This is a genomic window from Methylobacterium sp. J-118, assembly GCF_057836565.1.
Genome location: NZ_JBYQFA010000001.1, coordinates 3,568,440 through 3,585,549, shown reverse-complemented (window position 1 = coordinate 3,585,549; position 17,110 = coordinate 3,568,440). Strand labels below are relative to the sequence as shown.

Annotated in this window: 22 protein-coding genes; 11 read left to right on the top strand and 11 right to left on the bottom strand. The window is 70.7% G+C overall.

Annotated elements, in window-relative coordinates; translation table 11 throughout:
• Positions 1-2 precede the first annotated feature (2 nt).
• Positions 3-1,289 (bottom strand): glycosyltransferase family 4 protein, encoded by a 1,287-nt coding sequence (locus AC3IF3_RS17285; RefSeq protein ID WP_489229657.1) that lies wholly within the window; start codon positions 1,287-1,289, stop codon positions 3-5.
• Positions 1,290-1,396: 107 nt separating this feature from the next.
• On the opposite strand from AC3IF3_RS17285, the gene AC3IF3_RS17280 reads away from it, so the two are divergent.
• Entirely contained in the window at positions 1,397-2,164 is a 768-nt protein-coding gene (locus AC3IF3_RS17280) for an alpha/beta hydrolase (protein ID WP_489229656.1), read from the top strand.
• Between the two features lie 20 nt (positions 2,165-2,184).
• On the opposite strand, the gene AC3IF3_RS17275 is transcribed toward AC3IF3_RS17280, so the two are convergent.
• Both AC3IF3_RS17275 and AC3IF3_RS17270 read right to left on the bottom strand, forming a co-directional pair.
• Positions 2,185-2,469: a BQ00720 family protein gene (locus tag AC3IF3_RS17275; protein WP_243973698.1), complete on the bottom strand. Its 285-nt coding sequence runs from the start codon at positions 2,467-2,469 to the stop codon at positions 2,185-2,187.
• Positions 2,470-2,567: 98 nt separating this feature from the next.
• Entirely contained in the window at positions 2,568-2,996 is a 429-nt protein-coding gene (locus tag AC3IF3_RS17270; RefSeq protein ID WP_243973697.1) for an Hsp20 family protein, read from the bottom strand.
• Between the two features lie 429 nt (positions 2,997-3,425).
• Between AC3IF3_RS17270 and AC3IF3_RS17265 the strand changes: the two genes are divergently transcribed.
• From AC3IF3_RS17265 to AC3IF3_RS17235, 7 genes are all read left to right on the top strand, one after another.
• Positions 3,426-3,917: a hypothetical protein gene (locus AC3IF3_RS17265; RefSeq protein WP_489217411.1), complete on the top strand. Its 492-nt coding sequence runs from the start codon at positions 3,426-3,428 to the stop codon at positions 3,915-3,917.
• Between the two features lie 68 nt (positions 3,918-3,985).
• Complete coding sequence (locus tag AC3IF3_RS17260) at positions 3,986-4,462, top strand: Tat pathway signal protein (RefSeq protein WP_489217410.1); 477 nt, start codon at positions 3,986-3,988, stop codon at positions 4,460-4,462.
• Positions 4,463-4,594: 132 nt separating this feature from the next.
• Positions 4,595-5,287: a MotA/TolQ/ExbB proton channel family protein gene (locus tag AC3IF3_RS17255; protein WP_243973694.1), complete on the top strand. Its 693-nt coding sequence runs from the start codon at positions 4,595-4,597 to the stop codon at positions 5,285-5,287.
• 54 nt (positions 5,288-5,341) lie between these two features.
• Positions 5,342-5,815 (top strand): ExbD/TolR family protein, encoded by a 474-nt coding sequence (locus tag AC3IF3_RS17250; protein WP_489229655.1) that lies wholly within the window; start codon positions 5,342-5,344, stop codon positions 5,813-5,815.
• A gap of 4 nt (positions 5,816-5,819) precedes the next feature.
• Positions 5,820-6,818, top strand: coding sequence for a cell envelope integrity protein TolA (gene tolA / locus AC3IF3_RS17245; RefSeq protein ID WP_489229654.1), 999 nt, complete (start codon positions 5,820-5,822; stop codon positions 6,816-6,818).
• A 294-nt stretch (positions 6,819-7,112) separates the two neighbouring features.
• Positions 7,113-7,442, top strand: a complete 330-nt coding sequence (locus AC3IF3_RS17240) for a hypothetical protein (protein WP_243973691.1) — start codon at positions 7,113-7,115, stop codon at positions 7,440-7,442.
• 6 nt (positions 7,443-7,448) lie between these two features.
• Entirely contained in the window at positions 7,449-7,721 is a 273-nt protein-coding gene (locus AC3IF3_RS17235) for a BrnA antitoxin family protein (RefSeq protein ID WP_243973690.1), read from the top strand.
• 30 nt (positions 7,722-7,751) lie between these two features.
• Here the strand turns inward: AC3IF3_RS17235 and AC3IF3_RS17230 are convergent, their stop codons facing one another.
• Genes AC3IF3_RS17230 through AC3IF3_RS17220 form a run of 3 tightly spaced genes read right to left on the bottom strand, consistent with a single transcriptional unit; the run spans position 7,752 to position 9,507 of the window.
• Positions 7,752-8,234, bottom strand: coding sequence for a YaiI/YqxD family protein (locus tag AC3IF3_RS17230; RefSeq protein WP_243973689.1), 483 nt, complete (start codon positions 8,232-8,234; stop codon positions 7,752-7,754).
• On the bottom strand, positions 8,231-8,434 hold the full coding sequence (locus tag AC3IF3_RS17225) for a hypothetical protein (RefSeq protein ID WP_243973688.1): 204 nt from the start codon (positions 8,432-8,434) through the stop codon (positions 8,231-8,233). Before AC3IF3_RS17225 ends, AC3IF3_RS17230 begins: the two co-directional genes overlap by 4 nt.
• On the bottom strand, positions 8,434-9,507 hold the full coding sequence (locus tag AC3IF3_RS17220; protein WP_489229653.1) for an adenylate/guanylate cyclase domain-containing protein: 1,074 nt from the start codon (positions 9,505-9,507) through the stop codon (positions 8,434-8,436). Before AC3IF3_RS17220 ends, AC3IF3_RS17225 begins: the two co-directional genes overlap by 1 nt.
• A 293-nt stretch (positions 9,508-9,800) precedes the next feature.
• Between AC3IF3_RS17220 and AC3IF3_RS17215 the strand changes: the two genes are divergently transcribed.
• Positions 9,801-10,640, top strand: coding sequence for an aldo/keto reductase (locus AC3IF3_RS17215; RefSeq protein ID WP_489217405.1), 840 nt, complete (start codon positions 9,801-9,803; stop codon positions 10,638-10,640).
• Between the two features lie 175 nt (positions 10,641-10,815).
• Here AC3IF3_RS17215 and AC3IF3_RS17210 read toward each other — a convergent pair whose 3' ends face one another.
• Positions 10,816-12,984 (bottom strand): transglycosylase domain-containing protein, encoded by a 2,169-nt coding sequence (locus tag AC3IF3_RS17210; protein WP_489229652.1) that lies wholly within the window; start codon positions 12,982-12,984, stop codon positions 10,816-10,818.
• Between the two features lie 141 nt (positions 12,985-13,125).
• Positions 13,126-13,506 (bottom strand): ATP-dependent helicase, encoded by a 381-nt coding sequence (locus AC3IF3_RS17205; protein WP_489229651.1) that lies wholly within the window; start codon positions 13,504-13,506, stop codon positions 13,126-13,128.
• Between the two features lie 238 nt (positions 13,507-13,744).
• On the opposite strand from AC3IF3_RS17205, the gene AC3IF3_RS17200 reads away from it, so the two are divergent.
• Positions 13,745-14,143, top strand: a complete 399-nt coding sequence (locus tag AC3IF3_RS17200) for a hypothetical protein (protein ID WP_489220362.1) — start codon at positions 13,745-13,747, stop codon at positions 14,141-14,143.
• Positions 14,144-14,258: 115 nt separating this feature from the next.
• Positions 14,259-14,504 carry a pilus assembly protein PilZ gene (locus AC3IF3_RS17195; protein ID WP_243973682.1) on the top strand — a complete coding sequence of 82 codons (246 nt, stop codon included), beginning with the start codon at positions 14,259-14,261 and terminating at the stop codon, positions 14,502-14,504.
• 9 nt (positions 14,505-14,513) lie between these two features.
• On the opposite strand, the gene AC3IF3_RS17190 is transcribed toward AC3IF3_RS17195, so the two are convergent.
• The 3 genes from AC3IF3_RS17190 to AC3IF3_RS17180 all read right to left on the bottom strand — a co-directional run bounded on the left by AC3IF3_RS17190 (position 14,514) and on the right by AC3IF3_RS17180 (position 16,923).
• Positions 14,514-15,584 (bottom strand): acyltransferase family protein, encoded by a 1,071-nt coding sequence (locus tag AC3IF3_RS17190; protein WP_489229650.1) that lies wholly within the window; start codon positions 15,582-15,584, stop codon positions 14,514-14,516.
• A gap of 109 nt (positions 15,585-15,693) precedes the next feature.
• Positions 15,694-16,068: an HNH endonuclease family protein gene (locus tag AC3IF3_RS17185; protein WP_489229649.1), complete on the bottom strand. Its 375-nt coding sequence runs from the start codon at positions 16,066-16,068 to the stop codon at positions 15,694-15,696.
• A 24-nt stretch (positions 16,069-16,092) separates the two neighbouring features.
• Positions 16,093-16,923, bottom strand: a complete 831-nt coding sequence (locus AC3IF3_RS17180; RefSeq protein WP_489229648.1) for an alpha/beta hydrolase — start codon at positions 16,921-16,923, stop codon at positions 16,093-16,095.
• Positions 16,924-17,110 lie beyond the last annotated feature (187 nt).

Genomic DNA, 17,110 nt, shown 5'->3' with positions numbered 1-17,110 from the left:
GCTCAACCCTTGCGGCCGAGCAGCGCGGCGTAGACCGCCAGGGTGTCGCCGACCATGCGCTCCATCGAGAAATGCGCCTCGACATGGGCGCGGCCCCGGCGCGCCAGGGCATCCCGGGCGCTGGCGCCGAGCGACAGCGCCTCGGTGAGCGCCCCGGCGAGCGCGGAGGCGTCCCCCGGCGGGACGCGCCAGCCGGTGCGCTGGCCGGCGGGAACATCCGGCGGCGCCAGGACGGTCTCCGGTACGGCGCCGAGGTCCGAGACCACCACCGGCGTGCCGAGGGCCTGCGCCTCGACGGCGGAGCGCCCGAAGGCCTCGGGCTCGACGGAGGGCACCGCCACGACAGACGCGGCCCGGAAGGCGGCGGGCATGTCGGTGCAATGGCCGACCCGGCGCACGACAGCGCCGAGGCCCCGGGCGGCGATCAGCGCGTCGAGTTCCCGCTCGTAGGCGGTCCGCCCCTGGGGATCGCCGGCCAGGACCACCGCGAGGTCCGGGACGCCCCGGTCGCGCATCTGCGCAGCCGCCTCGATCAGCACGCGCTGCCCCTTCCAGGCGGTGAGGCGGGCGGCGAGGAGGATCACGCGCTCGTGGGGCGCCACCGACCAGGCCCGACGCAGGGCCTCGACGCGGCCGGCTCCGACCGCGACCGGATTGAACACCGCGAGGTCGGTGCCGCGGTGGATCACCCGCACCTTCTCCCCGGCCTGCTCGGCATGCATCCTGTGGATCAGGTCGGCGGTGTAGCGCGAATTCGCGATCACCACGTCGCCCCGGGCCATCACCGAATTGTACAGCACCTTGACGCCGGTCCGGCCGGAATAGCTGCCGTGATAGGTCGTCACGAATGGCAGGCCGAGGCGGCGCGCGGCCCCGAGCGCCACCCAGGCGGGGGCACGGGACCGGGCATGGATGACCTGCACACCCTCGCGGCGGCAGAGCGCCATGAGCCGCAGCATGTTGACCGCCATGGCGGCCGGATTCTTCGACGCCGCCGGGAAACGGAGCCAATGCCCGCCCTTGGCCTGCAGTTCGCCGACCAGGCGTCCGCCCTCCGTCGCCACGAGGGCGCGCGCGCCGACCGCCGCCAGGGCGCCGGCGACGTCGACCGTCGTGCGCTCGGCGCCCCCGGCCTCAAGCTCGGGGATGATCTGGAGGATCCGCGCCCCCGCCAGCACCCCGATCTCGCCGGGGAAGCCCGACAGGCCGTGCGGGCCGTGACCCGCCCGCGGACCGTCGGCAAGGACCCGCAGGCCCCCGGCCGGTATCTGCCAAATGCTCGTTGCCATTGCTTGAGCATCGCCGCCGCGCTTTACGGTCCGGTAAACGGAGTTTGAACCGGACCGGCTCACGGACCGCGTTCTCCCGTGCATGCACAGGGATATTGGAGTTCAGCATGGCCGATCCGGAGCTCAGCTACCTCACGGTCGGTGCGGGCGCCGCCACGCGCCGCATCGCGGTGCGCGTGCGCCCCGGCTCGGGCCCGCCCGTGGTCTGGCTCGGTGGCTTCCGGTCGGACATGAAGGCCACCAAGGCGACCGCCCTGGATGATTGGGCGGCTCAGGCCGGGCGTAGGTTCGTCCGGTTCGATTACGCGGCCCACGGCGAGTCCGGAGGCACGTTCACGAATTGCACGATCACGTCGTGGCTGGAGGACGCGCAGGCGGTGCTCGGCGCCCATGTCGAGGCAGCGCCGATCCTGGTCGGCTCCTCGATGGGGGGTTGGATCGCCTGTCTGGCAGCCCGGGATCGGGCGCTCCGAGGCGACAAGACCGCTGGCCTCGTGCTGATCGCGCCGGCCCTGGACTTCACGGAGGATCTGATCTGGAATCGTCTCGCCGAGCCGGCCCGCACGGCCCTTGTCCGGGACGGGATCCTCAAGCGACCGAGCGACTACGCGCCGGAACCGGACCCGATCACGCTGACCCTGATCGAGGATGGCCGCAGGAACTGCCTCCTCGGCGATCCGCTCGATCCCGGCTGCCCGATCCACATCCTGCAGGGAATGCGCGATGCGGACGTGCCGTACACCCACGCTTTGAAGATCCTCGGGCGTCTTCCCGCCGAGGGGACGGTGCTCACGCTGATCGCCGATGGCGACCACCGCCTGTCGCGGCCGCAGGATATCGCGCGGCTCGTGGCGGCGGTGGCCGAGATGGCCTGACGGGTCCGATCCCGGCAGTCTCAGTGCAGGCTGACCGGCTGCAGGTCGTTCGCGACGGCATTGGCCAGGACCACATCGCGGGAATCGGCCAGCATGATCGGCGCGCCGCTCGCCGAGAGCAGCGCGAACAGATCGAGGCCCGGCGTCAGCTCGGGGGCCTGCGGGAAGAAGCGGCGCACCTCGTCGGACCGGATCGGCCGGACATAGGCGATATGCCCCTCACCGAGCGCCGCGAGATCGGCCGGCTGGAAATCGGCCGGGTCGAGGTCGGCGGGCGTGAAGGGAGACGGATTCAAAGCGGTCATCAAGGCCCTCCTGGGGTGGCAGAGCGTCCTCCACCAGTCCCGTAGGCACCGGTGGCACGTCGTTGATGTGGGGATTATTGACGTTCGATCAATCCGGCTCAGTCGCGCGCACCGATATCGATCTTGCGCACGATCCGATCCGGCTCCGGCCGGACCAGGTCGATCGACAGCAGGCCGTTGGCGAGATCGGCACCCAGAACCTCCATGCCGTCGGCCAGCAGGAAGGTCCGCTGGAACTGGCGCGCCGCAATGCCGCGGTGGAGGAAATGCCGCTCGCGCTCGTCCACCTGCCGGCCGCGCACCACGAGCTGGCTCTCCTCCAGCATCACATCGAGCTGCTCGCGGGTGAAGCCGGCGACGGCAAGGGTTATGCGCAGCCGTTCAGGTTCGCTCTCGGTGCGCGGCAGGCGCTCGATATTGTAGGGCGGATAGCCATCGTTGGCGGCTTTGGAGACCCGGTCGAGGGCCTGCTCGATCTCGTCGAAGCCGAGCAGGAACGGGTGCCCGAAGGGCGAGTTGCGCGTCATCGCGGCCGTCATCCAGAAGGCGAAGCCTCCGACCCCAGGGCTTGCCGCCGCTCCGGGATGCCTGAGCACCTCGTTGACAGGGAGCCCGCCGAGGCAGCGCTCCGCCGGACGAGACGACGCCGGCAAGAGAACGATATGGCCGCCGTCCCGCGGGCCATCAAGAGAGACGGTCGGTTTCCTTCGCCGGACGGTGGGATGAGCAGAAGTCCGGGCCAAGACGTGTATCGGGACCATTCGGCAATTCGGACCAGGAAAGTATGGCAGGTTCGGAAAAGGTCACGCTCGCCCCTAACAATTTGGAACTGCTCTGATATTCGCGTCGGGCCTTGATCCATAGGCCGTGCGTGGCTTACTGCGCCCCTTGGTGATCGGCCCGCCCACCGGGACGATCGCCTTGGATTTCGCCTGCGAGCCGAGGCACCGGAGCCCATGAACGCCCCCCAGATCCCGGCGAACGGTGCGGCGTTGCGGCGCGTTGCAGATGTGTGCGGCGACGAGGCCGAGATCCTGGCGTTGTCGGTGGCCCGTTTCGTCGCGGCCGGATACATGACCAGCGACGTGGCCTGCTGGAACGCGGCGTTCGACGGGGCCGAGCAATTGCTGGGACCCGCGGAAGGCTGCCGTTTCGTGGCCAGCGTCGTGGCGATCATCCGAGCCCTGCGCGCCGAGCGGGACGCAGACTGGTCGTTCATGCCGGCGAGCTGCTGCCGCGTCACCGGACACGAATGCGCGCTGGTCGATCTGATCAACCGGGGCCGCCGCCGGCTCCGGGCGGATCTGGAGGCGGCGGCGGCGGAGATCACCGGGCGCACGGCGGCGCCCCGTCTCGTGGAGGCGGTCCGCGCGGCCGTCGAACCGCTGGAGGCAGCGGCCGCGCGTCTGGCGCCGCCGGCCTGCCGCGGTGGCGTGGTGCTTCATTGATCCTCCGGGGATCGGTCACACCGGCGGGCGCCGCGTCGCCCGACCGGATCAGAAAGGACGACGGTTCGGTGCTAGCCCTGCGTGTTCCCCTGTACCGTCGCCGGATCGGGCGCCTCGCCCTGGACACCGCGGCCTGCGTCGCGATCTCGGCGCTCCTGATCGCCTCCGCTCTCGCTCAGGACGGGGCCGAGAAGGCAGCGCCGCTGAAGCTGCAGCTCAACAAGGTGGAGACCGCCGGTGAGGCGTGCCGGATCACGATGGTGATCGACAACACCAAGGGCGCGGGCCTCAAATCCTACAAGGTCGATCTCTTCGCCTTCGACACGGACGGGGTGGCGCAGAAGCGCGTGGCCGTCGAGCTCGGTCCGCTTCCGCCGCGGAAGACGGTGGTGAAAATCTTCGATTTCCCCGGGATCGCTTGCAACAAGGTCGGGCGGGTCCTCTTGAACGATGTTCTGTCCTGCGACGGTGGCGACGCGGCCCGCGAGGCCTGCCTCGAACGGACCGAGACCGAGACCAAGGCCGGGTTGCCGTTCGACCGCTGATCGCATCGGTCCGACGGATGACGCGACGAAACCGCCCGGCGCCACGGATCGCCGGGCGGTGAGCGGCACGCGCCGCACCCGATACGGCGGCGGCGGACAGCCGCGTGAGATCTAGGACGCCAGGAGCCCGCGATGGACCCGACACAAGCCCCGATCGAGGCGGCCCACGACTTCTCGTTCCTCGGCCTGTTCCTGCAGGCCGACCCGATCGTGAAGGGCGTGATGATCCTCCTGGTGGTCGCCTCCATCGCCTGCTGGACGGTGGTCTTCGAGAAGATCATCCGCCTCGTCGCCGCCCGGCGCCAGGCGAGGGAATTCGCCACGCTGGTTCAGTCCGGCGGGAATCTCGACGGCGAACTCGACGGCATAGCCGGCCACGTCGTGCGCGCCGCCATCGACGCCTGGCGCGACCAGGACGCCTCCGAGACGCGGGCGGAGCGCCGGGAGCGGATCGAGCGGGCGATGAAGGGTGCCCTCACCCTCGAGATGAAGCGCCTGCGCACCGGCCTCTCCTTGCTGGCGACGTCCGGCTCGACCGCTCCGTTCGTCGGCCTGTTCGGCACGGTCTGGGGCATCATGAACTCGTTCTCGTCGATCGCGCGGAGCCAGGACACGTCGCTCGCCGTGGTCGCACCGGGTATCGCGGAGGCCCTGTTCGCCACCGCCATCGGCCTCGTCGTCGCCATCCCGGCCGTCATGGCCTACAACAAGCTGTCGGGCGACGTCGGCGCCGTCCAGAGCATGTTCTCCTCCTACATCTCGATGCTGGGCAACCGCCTCGCCCGCGACCGTGCCGGCGCGAAGCACCGCGCCGCGGCCGAATAAGCCCCCTCCGCGCCCGCACGCTCGGGCCGAACGCACCGGAACCGGAGACGCCCGATGGCGATGGGATCCATTCGCGCGAGCGACGAGGACGACCTCGACGACGTGCCGATGTCCGACATCAACGTGACCCCGATGGTCGACGTGATGCTCGTGCTGCTGATCATCTTCATGATCGCCGCCCCGCTGATGACCACCGGTGTGCCCGTGCAATTGCCGAAGACCGCGGCCCCCAAGGTGGCGCAATCAAAGAAGCCCCAGGAGGTGACGGTGGACAAGGACGGCAATCCGTCCATCGCCAAGGAGGTGTTCACGATGGACAGCCTCGTGCCGCGGCTTCGGGAGATGGCCGCCGCCGACAAGAACCAGGTGATCCTGGTACGCGGTGACCGGGACGTGCCCTACGGCAAGGTCATGGAGGTGATGGGTCTCGTGGGCCAGGCCGGCTTCACCAAGGTGTCGCTGATCGCGCAATCGCCCGGTGGCGCCGCGCCGGCGGCACCCGCTGTCCCGGCAGGGGCCCCGCGCTGAGCCGATGAACCGCTTCGTGTCGACGGATCTGTCGGATGATCTCGGGGCGCGCCGGCCGTCCGGACTGGTCGCGGCGTTCCTGGTCGCGCTGGGCCTGCACGCCCTCGCGCTGGCAGCCGCGATGTTCCTGCAGCTCGCGCCGCCCACCCCCCCGGGCGAACAGCAGGTCACCGTGGATCTCGCGCCGATTATGACCGATGCGCCGACGGAAGCCCCGTCCGAGCAGCAGATGAGCCAGGCGGCGCCCCCGGAGACGAAGCCGGTCGAACTACCCCCCGACGAGGCGGTCCAGCCCCCACCGCCGGCCGAGACCGCCGAAGTGAAGCCGGAGGAGAGTCCCGCGGTCGAGCCACCGCCGGAGGCCGTACCGGTCGAGCCGCCGAGCCAGGTGATCACCTCCACCTCCGAGGCGGCCGAGCCCGAGGCGCCCCCGCCCGCCGAGGTGGCGAAGACCGAAGAACCGCCGAAGCCGACGCCTGATCCCGCCAAGCTGAAGGCCGAGCGGGAGGCGAAGCTGCGCAAGATCCGGGAGGAGAAACTTCGCGAGCAGAAGCGCGAGGAGGCCCGCCAGGAGCGCCTGGAGGAGATCCGCGAAGCCAAGGCGAAGGCCGCGCGGGAGGCCAAGGCGCGTCAGGCGAAGGCACAGGACGGCGCCGAGGCGCGCAACTCCGCCTCGGCGTCGCGCCAGAACGCGGCCGGCCGCGCAGCGGCGGGCAACGATCCGAGCGCGCTGCGGCAATGGACCGGGGCGATCAGCGCGGCGATCCACGGGCGGATGAATGCCGGTGCCGCCAACGGCACCGGTGGCGGGACGGCGGTGGTCCGCTTCACCGTCCTGCGCTCGGGCCAGGTCACGGCTGCCGGCGTCGCCCGATCCAGCGGGGTCGGCCAGATCGACAGCGCAGCGCTCTCGGCGGTGCGCGGCAGCCTCCCGCCGGCCCCCAGCGGCGTGGCCCAGCCGAGCCTGTCCGTGTCCATTCCCCTCAACTTCCGGGTGCGGTAAACTCAGCGTCACAACGCTTGGCTAAGCGCGGTGCAGTCTGCACTGATCAAAACTTCCGCCGATCTCAGCGAATATTGTGCGCTGATCGGACGGACCCCCACGGCGGATTCGCCATCGGCTGGGCGAGCATGCTAAAGCGTCACCGGACACGCTCCCGTGTGCCTCCGGTTACGGAACACGGGAGCGCGTCATCCGGCCTTGCCCTCCCCCCTCGAACAGGCCGGACCCGCCCAGTCGCCGCCCAGCGCAGAGTGCGCAGGGCTGGACTCCCTGGGCCGGGGCGAAAGGCACAGGATGAGCGACGAGACTGAGTTCGACCTCGACGAGGCGAATGCCATCCGCGACGCGGAAGCGGAGGCGAAGACGCGCGCTGAAAACCGCGCCGAACGTGCGGAGCGCGCCGAGCGGATGGCTCGCGAGGGCGCGCAGGCGATGGCGGAACATCACGCGGCCATCAAGGCGGTCGATGAGCGGACCGTCAAGCTGCGCTCCCTCCGGCTCGCCAAGGAGGCTGCGGAGGCGCAGGCCAAGGCGGCTGAGAAGGAAGCCAAATCGGCCGCGAAAAGCGCGGGCAAGGGTGCCGCCAAGAAGGCTGCGCCGAAAAAGACCGCGGCAAAGGATTAGAGGCCGATGGCCGAAGATCGCAACCGCCGCCGCTTCACCGATCCCCGCGCGGCGGCCGAAGCGGCCTTCCGGGCCGCCACGTCTCCCAAGCCGGAGGCACCGCCACCGCCACCGCAGCAGCCAGCGGCCCCCCGTGCCATCGTGCCCCCCGGGGCGCGGGAGATGGTCAGCCTGCGCCTCGACAGCGCGGTTCTGGCCCATTTCCAGAAGGATGGTCCCGGCTGGCAGGACCGTATCAACGCAGCACTCAAGGCACTCGTCCCGGCCACGCAGGACTGACCCGGCACGGGAACGTCCGGCCTCCGATCCTCAGGCGTTGCGCGGACGTTCGCGCAGGATCCGGTTCACCGCGCGGTCCAGGGCCGACAGGTAGGCCGACCGATCGGCGCGGGAGAACGGCTTCGGGCCGCCGGTGATCGTCCCAGCCTCGCGCAGGGATTGCATCAGATCGCGGGTCGCCAGCGCCATGCCGATCGAAGACTCGCTGAACGGCTTGCCGGTGAAGGCCAGGACGGTCGCGCCGACCTTCACGCACCGGGCGGCGAGCGGCACGTCGGCGGTGAGAACGATGCTCCCGGGCCCTGCCCGCTCGGCGATCCAATCGTCGGCGGCATCGAGGGCGGAACCGACCACGACGCGCACGATCCAGGGTTCCCGCGGCAGGTTCAGGACACTGTTGGCGACCACGTGAACGGTGAGCCCGTAGCGGGCGGCGACCCGGTAGGTTTCGTCCTTCACCGGGCAGGCATCGGCGTCGAGGTAGATCGGCGGTCCCGCCGGCTCCGTGCTCACGACCGCGGAACGAGCTTGGAGGTGAAGCCCGCCAGGATCAGGAGGACACCGAGGGCGAATTGCCAGCGCTCGATGTCGCCGCCGACCGAGATCAGGACGGCGTGCCCGAAGACCAGCAACCCGATCAGCGGCAGACCGAAGCGCAGCGACATCTTTATAGCCATGAGCAGCGCGGAGGGCGGGGCATCGGCGGAGGCCATCAGCGGGCGGCCGCCAGGCGGCGCGGTTCGAGGCCGGTTAGGGGCACGGCCTCGCCATCCCCGCGCTCGAGCGTGGCCACCGCGAGCGGGGCACCGCGCCCCCGAAGGGCGTGGGCCCCCAGCGAACGTGCACGGACCCCTTCCGGCAGCCGCGCCAGGCGATCGAGGAGATCCTGCGAGATCAGGATCCCGACGCCCAGCGGGCGGCACAGGGCCTCGATCCGCGACGTCACGTTCACGGCGTCGCCGAAATACGCGATCTTGTGCCGGTCGACACCGACTTCGGCCGTCACCACCGAGCCGCCGTGCAGCGCCGCCCGGAGCCGCGGCACCGTCCCGAACCGGGTCGTCCAGGCCGCCGCATCCGCCTCGATCCGGTCGATCACGTCGAACAGGCAGGTGACGCAGCGCGCATCCTTGAGACCGCGGGCCATCGGCCACGTGATGATGGCGAGGTCCCCGACATAATCGTCGACGGAGCCGCCGTTGCGGCGGACCGGCTCGGCCAGGGTCGCGAAGACGGCTCCGAGATAATCCTGCGCCCGGAGATCGCCATGCGCCTCCGCGAAGGCCGTCGAGCCGACCACATCGAGGAACAGGAAGATCCGCTCCTCCGCCACCGGCCGGTGGTAGCGGCCGATCATGAAGTTCACGAACACCTCGCCCCCGATCAGATCGCGCATCCGGATCACGAAGACCAGGAGGCCGGAGACCGCCAGGGCATAGGCGAGGACCCGCGCGGTCATCCGGGTCGCCGATGCGAGGTCGTCGGGGGTGAGCGCGAAGGCCCAGACGAGGAGACCGCCCAGGGCGTTGCCGGCCATGATCATCAGAACGTAGGCGAGTTCGGCCGCCACGACGTAGAGCCAGGCCGGGAAACGCCGGATCCGCGCCTGCAGGCCCGCCAGGATCAGGCCGCGATCGAAGGCCAGCACCGTCGCGCCCATGCAGAGCCCGTAGGTGAACCCGGCGAGCGGCGAGGCGCCCGCCGCGAAGATGATGTTGTAGAGCAGTCCGGCACCCGCGGCCGCCAGCAGGATCAGGACCCAGAAGACGCGGTGGGCGGGCAGCATCGGCGCAACTCCAGCATGGCCAACCGACCGGCCGCAGCCCGATCCCGGTCCCACGCGACCGGCGCGAGGGCGCAGCGGCACCGGCCTGGCGGGCCCGGGCCTCCGGACGTCAGGCCATGGCCTAAAGTGCAGCGCCGCCGTCACGCGACCCCCATTGCTCAACAATCCAAGATGGCGCGAGTAAGGCGTGTCGGTCAGCGGAATCGCGAAACCGTCGCGGCTCCTGCGGGGTCCGGGTCCTTCGGGGTCCGCGGCCACCGCAGAGCCGCCGAGACAGGGAAGGAAACGATGCCATGCATGCCAGGAGCTTCGGTGCGACCCGCGTCCAGGTGCCGGTGATCGGCCAGGGCACCTGGCACATCGACCGATCGGACCGCGGCGATGCGATCGCCGCGCTTCGCGCCGGCATCGATGCCGGGATGACCCATATCGATACGGCCGAGATGTACGGCGATGCCGAGGCCATCGTCGCCGAGGCGATCGTGGATTGCCGCGAGGAGGTGTTCCTGGTCTCGAAGGTGGTTCCGGGGAACGCGACCCGCCGCGGCGTCGCGCGGGCCTGCGAGGACTCCCTCCGGCGGCTGCGCACCGACCGCCTCGACAGCTACCTGCTGCACTGGCCCGGCCAGCACCCCCTGGAGGAGACGATCGCCGGATTCGAGGATCTGCGGCGGGCTGGGAAGATTCTGTCCTGGGGCGTCAGCAACTTCGATGTCGCGGATCTCGACCGGGCGCTCGCCATCGCCGGGCCGGATCGGATCGCTTGCAATCAGGTCCTGTACCATCTGAACGAACGGGCGATCGAGCATGCCGTGCTGCCCTGGTGCGAAAAGAACGGCGTCGCCCTGATCGGGTATTCGCCCTTCGGCAGCGGCGACTTCCCCGATCCCGCGAGTCCCGGCGGGCAGGCCCTGGCGGGGATCGCTGGGACGCACGGGACGACGCCCCACGCCGTGGCCCTGGCCTTCCTGACCCGCATGACCGGGACGTTCACGATTCCCAAGACCGGGCGCCGGGCCCGCGCCATCGAGAATGCCGGCGCGGCCGACCTGCGGCTGGCGCCAGCCGAGATCGCTTCGATCGACGCGCATTTCCCGAGAGGCCCGCGTCCGCGGATGCTGCCGATGCTGTGAGCATCAGCGGCGTCCGACCCGGCTACGGCCGGCGGTGCTGGTGGCGGAGAACGCCGCAACCGGCGACACGAACAGGGCGTCCGGCGTGTGCACAGCGATCGAGCGGGGTCCAGGACAGTGCGGCCGGCTATCGGAGGAGGACGCTGCCCCCGCCTAGCCAGATGCTTGTCGACGGTCAGTCCCCGATCCCGAACAGCTTCTCGATGAAGTTGCGGTCATCCTTCGGCGCACGCCGCGACGCCGCCGCCGGACGCGGTGCGGGGGCCTCCGGCTCGCCAAAGATCTGTCCGAGGATCCCGGCCGGCGTTCCCGGGGCGGCATTGGCCACCGAGGCGGTCGTCTCCGGCGCTTTGCGCCAGCGGTTCAGGCCGGGCAGCGGCACCGGCGTCTGACCCTTGAGCGCCTGGGTCATGTAGGCCTTCCAGATCTCTGCCGGCAGGTTTCCGCCGGAGACCTTCTTGGTGAGTTCGCCATCGTCGTTGCCGAGCCAGACCCCGGTCACGAGGCTGCCCGAGAAGCCGATGAACCACGCGTCGCGGTAATCCTGGGTGGTCCCGCTCTTGCCCGCGAGGTCCCAGCCCGGAATGTCGGCCTTCTTGCCGGTGCCCGAGACGAAGGTCTCGTGCATCATGGCGTTCATCATGCCGTCGGCGTTGGGGTCGATCACCCGGCCCAGCCCGTTCTCGGAGCGCTTGTAGAGCACGGTGCCGCCCTGGCCCTTCACGGCGGTGACCACATAGGGGATGACGCCGGTGCCGCCGTTGGCGAAGGCGCCGTAGGCGCCGACCATCTCTAGCAGGGTCACCTCGGAGGTGCCGAGCGCGATCGAGCCGTTGGCCTGGAGCGGCGAGGTGATGCCGAGCCGCTGCGCCGTCTGCACGACCGCCTTCGGGCCGACCTCCTGGCCCAGCCGCACCGCCACGGTGTTGAGCGACTGGGCCAGCGCGGTGCGCAGGGTCACCGGACCCTCGTAGCGGTGCGAGTAGTTCTCCGGCGCCCAGGTGCCGATCCGGATCGGCGCGTCCTCCCGCACCGTGTCGGGGGTGGCCCCGTGCTCCACGGCGGCGAGATACACGAACGGCTTGAACGACGAGCCCGGCTGGCGCTTGGCCGTGGTGGCGCGGTTGAACTGGCTCTGTGCGTAGTCGCGGCCGCCGATCAGCGCGCGGATCGCCCCGTCGGGGCGCATCGACACCATCGCCCCCTGGCCGACATTGTAGCGCGCGCCCTTGGCGTTGAGCTCATCCGTCAGCGCCTTCTCGGCGGTGGCCTGAAGAGCCGTATCGACGGTGGTCTGGACGGTGATGTCGGTGTCGAACTTGCCGACGTAGTCGTCGAGCACGTCCATCACGAGGTCGGCGACGTAGTTGGCCGAGCCGCCGCCGCGGGCGTTGGCGGGCTTGGCCGGCTGGGCGAGCGCCACGCGCACGTCCTGCGCCGAGGCGAAGCCGAGTTCCTGCATGGCGGCGAGCACCTGCGCGGCGCGGGCCTGGGCCGCCGGCAGGTTGCGGTTCGGGGCCAGCCGCGAGGGCGCTTGGACGAGGCCGCCGAGCATCGCCGCCTGCGCCAGGGAGACCTCCTTGGCGGGCTTGCCGAAATAGCGCTGCGCCGCCGCCTCGACCCCGTAGGCGCCGGCGCCGAAATAGACACGATTGAGGTACAGTTCGAGAATCTCGTCCTTGCTGTACTTGTGCTCCAGCCAGAGGGCGAGGATCGCCTCCTGGATCTTTCGCGATGCCGACCGCTCGGGGGTCAGAAACAGGTTCTTGGCGAGTTGCTGCGTCAGCGTCGAGCCGCCCTGCGCGACGCCGCGCCGGGTCAGATTCTGGCCGATGGCCCGGAGGATACCGACCGGGTCGACGCCGAAATGCTGATAGAACCGCCGGTCCTCGATCGCCACGAAGGCACGCGGCAGGTAGGGCGGCAGCTCCTTGATCGAGACCACCCGGCCGCCGGTCTCGCCGCGGTTGGCCAGCAGCGTGCCGTCGCTCGCCAGGATGGCGATGTTGGGCGGGCGCTTCGGCACTGCGAGCTGGTCGATCGGCGGCAACTGCGAGGCGTGGTAGGCGATGAGCCCGGCGAGCCCGATCACCGCCCAGAGGCCGAGCACCACGGTCGCGTAGACGAGCCGGCCCAGCCACGAGCGCCGCCGCCGGCCCGAGGCCTTCGGACGCGCCGCCGCCCTGCCCGGCTTGCGTGCCGGACCACCCGCTCGCTTGCCCACGCCGTCTCCTGCCTTGGGACGATCGTCCCGGGACAGGCGCAGATCGAGTTCGCCGCGATCCCGGACGCGCCCCTCGGGCACGTCGAAATTCGGCTCAATCCTGCCTCGACCCTTGGCCATGCATCCCGTCTGTGACTGATCGGACCGGCGCGCGTCGCCCGAAACGCGTCTCGGTTTCGGCACGCTAAATGCGGCGGTTTAAGGGGCCGTTATCGAACCGTTCGTCACCCGTTCTTCGCGACCGGACGGATGCGCCTTCGCTCAGGCGGACGGATCGACCGACGGCGCCGCGCCGAGCACGCGCCGGGCCTCGGCGAGCAGAACCGCGTGCCGCGCTGCCTCAGGACCCGAATCCGGCGTCTGCCGGCCGAGCCGGACGATGCGGGCGCGGAACAGGCGACGGCGCAGGCCGAACCGCCGGAGGCTCATCACCGCGGCGGAGAGCACCAGGCGGACCGCCTCGGTCCGCTCCCGTTCGAGAACGACTTCGGCCGCGAGCGCCTCCGCGCGCCGGAGGGCGTCATCGAGCTCGCGTCGCATGACGGCGCGGCTCGCCTCGTCCCGCTGCGCCGCCTCGAGCTGAATCCGGCATTCCTGCAGCGCGCTGAGGAGCAGCAGTTCCTGCGCGGACGTATCCCTCATCAGGCCCTCCCAAGGCGGCTTTCGGCGGGCACCGGGGCGCCGCGTGACGTCCTGACGTCGGTGGATCCGCGCCTGTGCGTGAAATCGAACGCCCGGCCACGCCATAACGAGCGCTGTCGCTGGCCGGAAGCCGTCGGCCGGTTTAAGCGGCACCGTCATCACGCACCATGGGGGAATCGGGGACGTGTGGAATCGGATCGCTTTGGCCGTCGCGGCCGGCTCGCTGGGGGCGAGCCTGATGGGGCTCGCCGCGGCGCATGCCTATCAGCTCGACACGGTGAACCTGGTGGGCTGCGCCCAGGAGGGCGGCGTCTGCCGGATGCCCTACCCCACCAACGTCTATTACGGGGTCCCCGGCCGGACCAACGGCCGCCCGTTTCCGCAGGGCGGCATGGTCCCCTGCAACACGCAGACCTTCGGCGACCCGGCCCCGGGCCAGCCGAAGAGCTGCTGGTATGCGCCGCGCATCGCCGCGGGCCGGAACAGCGACCGCGACCGGGACGACGGTTACGATGACCGTCGCCGCGACCCGGACCGCTACGGCCGGGACTACGATCGCCCGCCGATGCGTCGCCGTTACGACGAGGATTACGGGCCGGCGCCGCGGCGCTACCGGGGTGACCCGGACGATTATTGATCACCGGCATCCAGAAACGCCTAGTCTGCCGTATCCGGCCTGTTAACCGGCATCCGACATCATCCCGTGCCGCGGAGCCCGGCTCCGCGGGGTCGCGAGGCCGAGGGAGAGGCGCATGACGGAGGACCGCCGCGGCACGTTCCGCAGGAATGCCTTCACCTTCGGCTCTCTTCTGCTCGCCTGCGGCGAGGTCGCCTGCCTGGTCTGGGACGCGACCGAGACGGGCGCGCAGATCGAGGTCGAGACCGACCAGCCGGTGCCGGATCGTTTCCCGGTGCGGCTCACGGAAGGCAGCGATCCGCGGCCGGCCGCCGTGGCGTGGCGGCGCAGCCGCCGGATCGGCATCGCCTTCGAGGGTTGAAATCCCCGGTCAGGTCGCCGGCAGGGCCGGCCTCACCGGCGCGCCGCCCGCCGCGAGGTGGAAGCAGGCGGGCCGGACGAAGAGCAGGCCGAGCGGCGTGTTGCGCACGAGCCGCTCCAGCCCCAGCGGCAGCAGCACCGCGACCAGGATGACGATCAGGCTGACGACGCCGATATCGGTGATCATCCCGGTCCGGACCAGAATCTCCCGCGTCGCGGCCATCGGCAGCGAGAAGGCGAGGTAGATCACGATCGAGCGCTGCCCGCAGGTCCGGATCGCCTCGGCGACGGGGCCGCCCGCCCGGCCGATCAGCGCGGCCGCCACCACGATGGCCAGCGCACCGGCCGCACCCAGGGCGAGGCCGACCACCGGCATGCTGGCCAGGGTCGGATGCGCGGGATCGGCCGACGGCGTCAGGGCGAGCCAGGCCTCCAGGACGGCCCAGATGCCGAGGCCGGCCAGCGCCGGGCCGACCCGCCGACGCGCCGCGTTGGCGAGGCCGAAGATCCGGTCGGCGAACAGGTACCCGGCGACGAAGTAGACGTAGCGCGCGCAGAATTCCTCGATCAGGGTCGAGTCGCTGCGGATGTCGGCGATCTGCAGCAGCGCCGCCCCCGCCAGCAGCACGCCGCCCGGGACGCGGCGCAGGGCCTTGGTCGCCACCGAGAACGCCGCCAGCAGGTAGATGAACCACAAGGTGGAATAGGGCTCGACCAGGGCATGGGCCAGATGGGCCGCGAAGGCCGCCGGACCGTCGTCGCCGACGATCTTCCCGTACCGGGCCGCCGACTGGATCACGAGCCACAGCAGGTAGAAATAGGCGAAGTGGACCACGCGCCGGTCGGAGAACAGGCGCCAGTCGCGGTCGATCACCCGGCCCACGAACAGGCCCGACAGCAGGAAGAAATCCGGGATCCGGAACGGCTTCGCGAAGGCGACCACCGGGTGAAGGAAGCCCTCGCCGCCCATGGCCTCGCCGGTGCCCGTCACGGCGTGCATCATCACCACCAGGAGGATGCAGATCCCCTTGGCGATGTCGACCCAGGCCAGTCGATCCCGCGCGTCCCCTGCCCCAGCCATCACCGCATCCCTCGAGACAGGGGTGATCCTGGACCAAGCGAGGTTGACGGCAATGCTCGTCGCGCACGACTTCTGCGGACGTGGCGAAGACCGGGTAAACACCCGCCGCTCAGGTCCGGCGCTTGGCCCCCTTCCGGTCGCGGGTCATGCGCGTGGCGGCGTGGAAGTCGTCGGGCTTGCCGCGGACCCAGACGAGGAACCGCGCGATTTCCGGATCCAGCCGCAGCGCCGCCACGTCGGCGAGCCGCTTGGCGATCTCGGCCTCGCTGTAGCGGGCGTGGATGGCCGAGTGGCAGATCTGGTGCAGCCGCACGGTGCCCCGGTGCGTGCCGCCCTTCAGCTTGGGGGTCAGGTGATGGAGGCTGGAACGGGCGCGCGGCGGGATCGGCCTCTCGCAGAGCGGGCAGATCGGATCGGCCCCGGGGACGCCGTCCTGATGATCGGGATCATCGGCGCTCCAGCGCCGGGATCGCCGTCCGACCACGCGTCCCCTCCCTCACTCCGGCTCTCACCGCACGGTCCCTGACGCGGGCATGCAGGCCGGGCCGACGCGCGCGCCGAAGAGCGCTTCGGCCTCCCGATCCCGGACACCGTAGATGGAGACATGATCGCCCGGGACCACCGCGATCCGCGCCCGCGGCCCGGCCGCCGCGGCGAGCGCCCGGGCGAGCTTGGCCGGCACCACAGGATCGTCGCGGCCCTGGACGATCAGGATCGGCTCGGTACCGCTCCGGATGCGCAGATCCGAGCGATAGGTGTCGCGCAGGAGCCAGGACGGTGCCAGCGGGACATGGAGCCGCACGGCATGAACCATCGAGTCGAACGGCGCCTCGAGGTAAAGCCCGATCGGCGGCACGCGCTCGGCCACCGCCACCGCCACGGCTGCGCCCAGGGAATGGCCATGCAGCAGGATCGGCGCGCCGGGCGCCCGTGCCGCCGCAGTCGCCACCGCCGCCAGACCGTCCTGGATCAGGCCGTCCTCGGTCGGGTGGCCGGTCGAGCCCGGATAGCCGCGATAGGTCGCGGTGAGCAGGCCCCATCCGGCCGCGCGCCAGGGATTTGCGGAGAAGCGGGCCGCGTGGGGCTCGGGGCGGGAGCCGTTGCCGTGGAAGCTCACCACGATCCCGCAACCCGGAAGCGGCGGCCGCCAGAGGGCATGGAGCGTCTCGCCGTCCGCGGTGGTGACCGTGATCGCCCCGACCCCCGGGGGGAGCGGAAAAGACGCTGACGGCCGATAGGCACCCGGATAGAGGAACCGGCGTTGACCGAGCGCGAGCGCAGCAAGAGCCAGCCCGTAGAGCAGCAGAAGGGTGAGCGCGAGGCCGGCGAGAAGGCGCAAGGGGACCGGCTGGCGTGGGCGGTGCGCGGCGGGAGACTTCCCTAAATCGGTCTCCCGACGTCCGGCAAGACGCGCGCCTGCACCGCCCCGGCTGACGGGAACGGGATCCTCGCTGCAAACCCTTCCGGTCTTCGGAGCGGGTTTCGCGGACGAATGTTCCAGCGCCCGGGCAGCATTGACAAAGTCG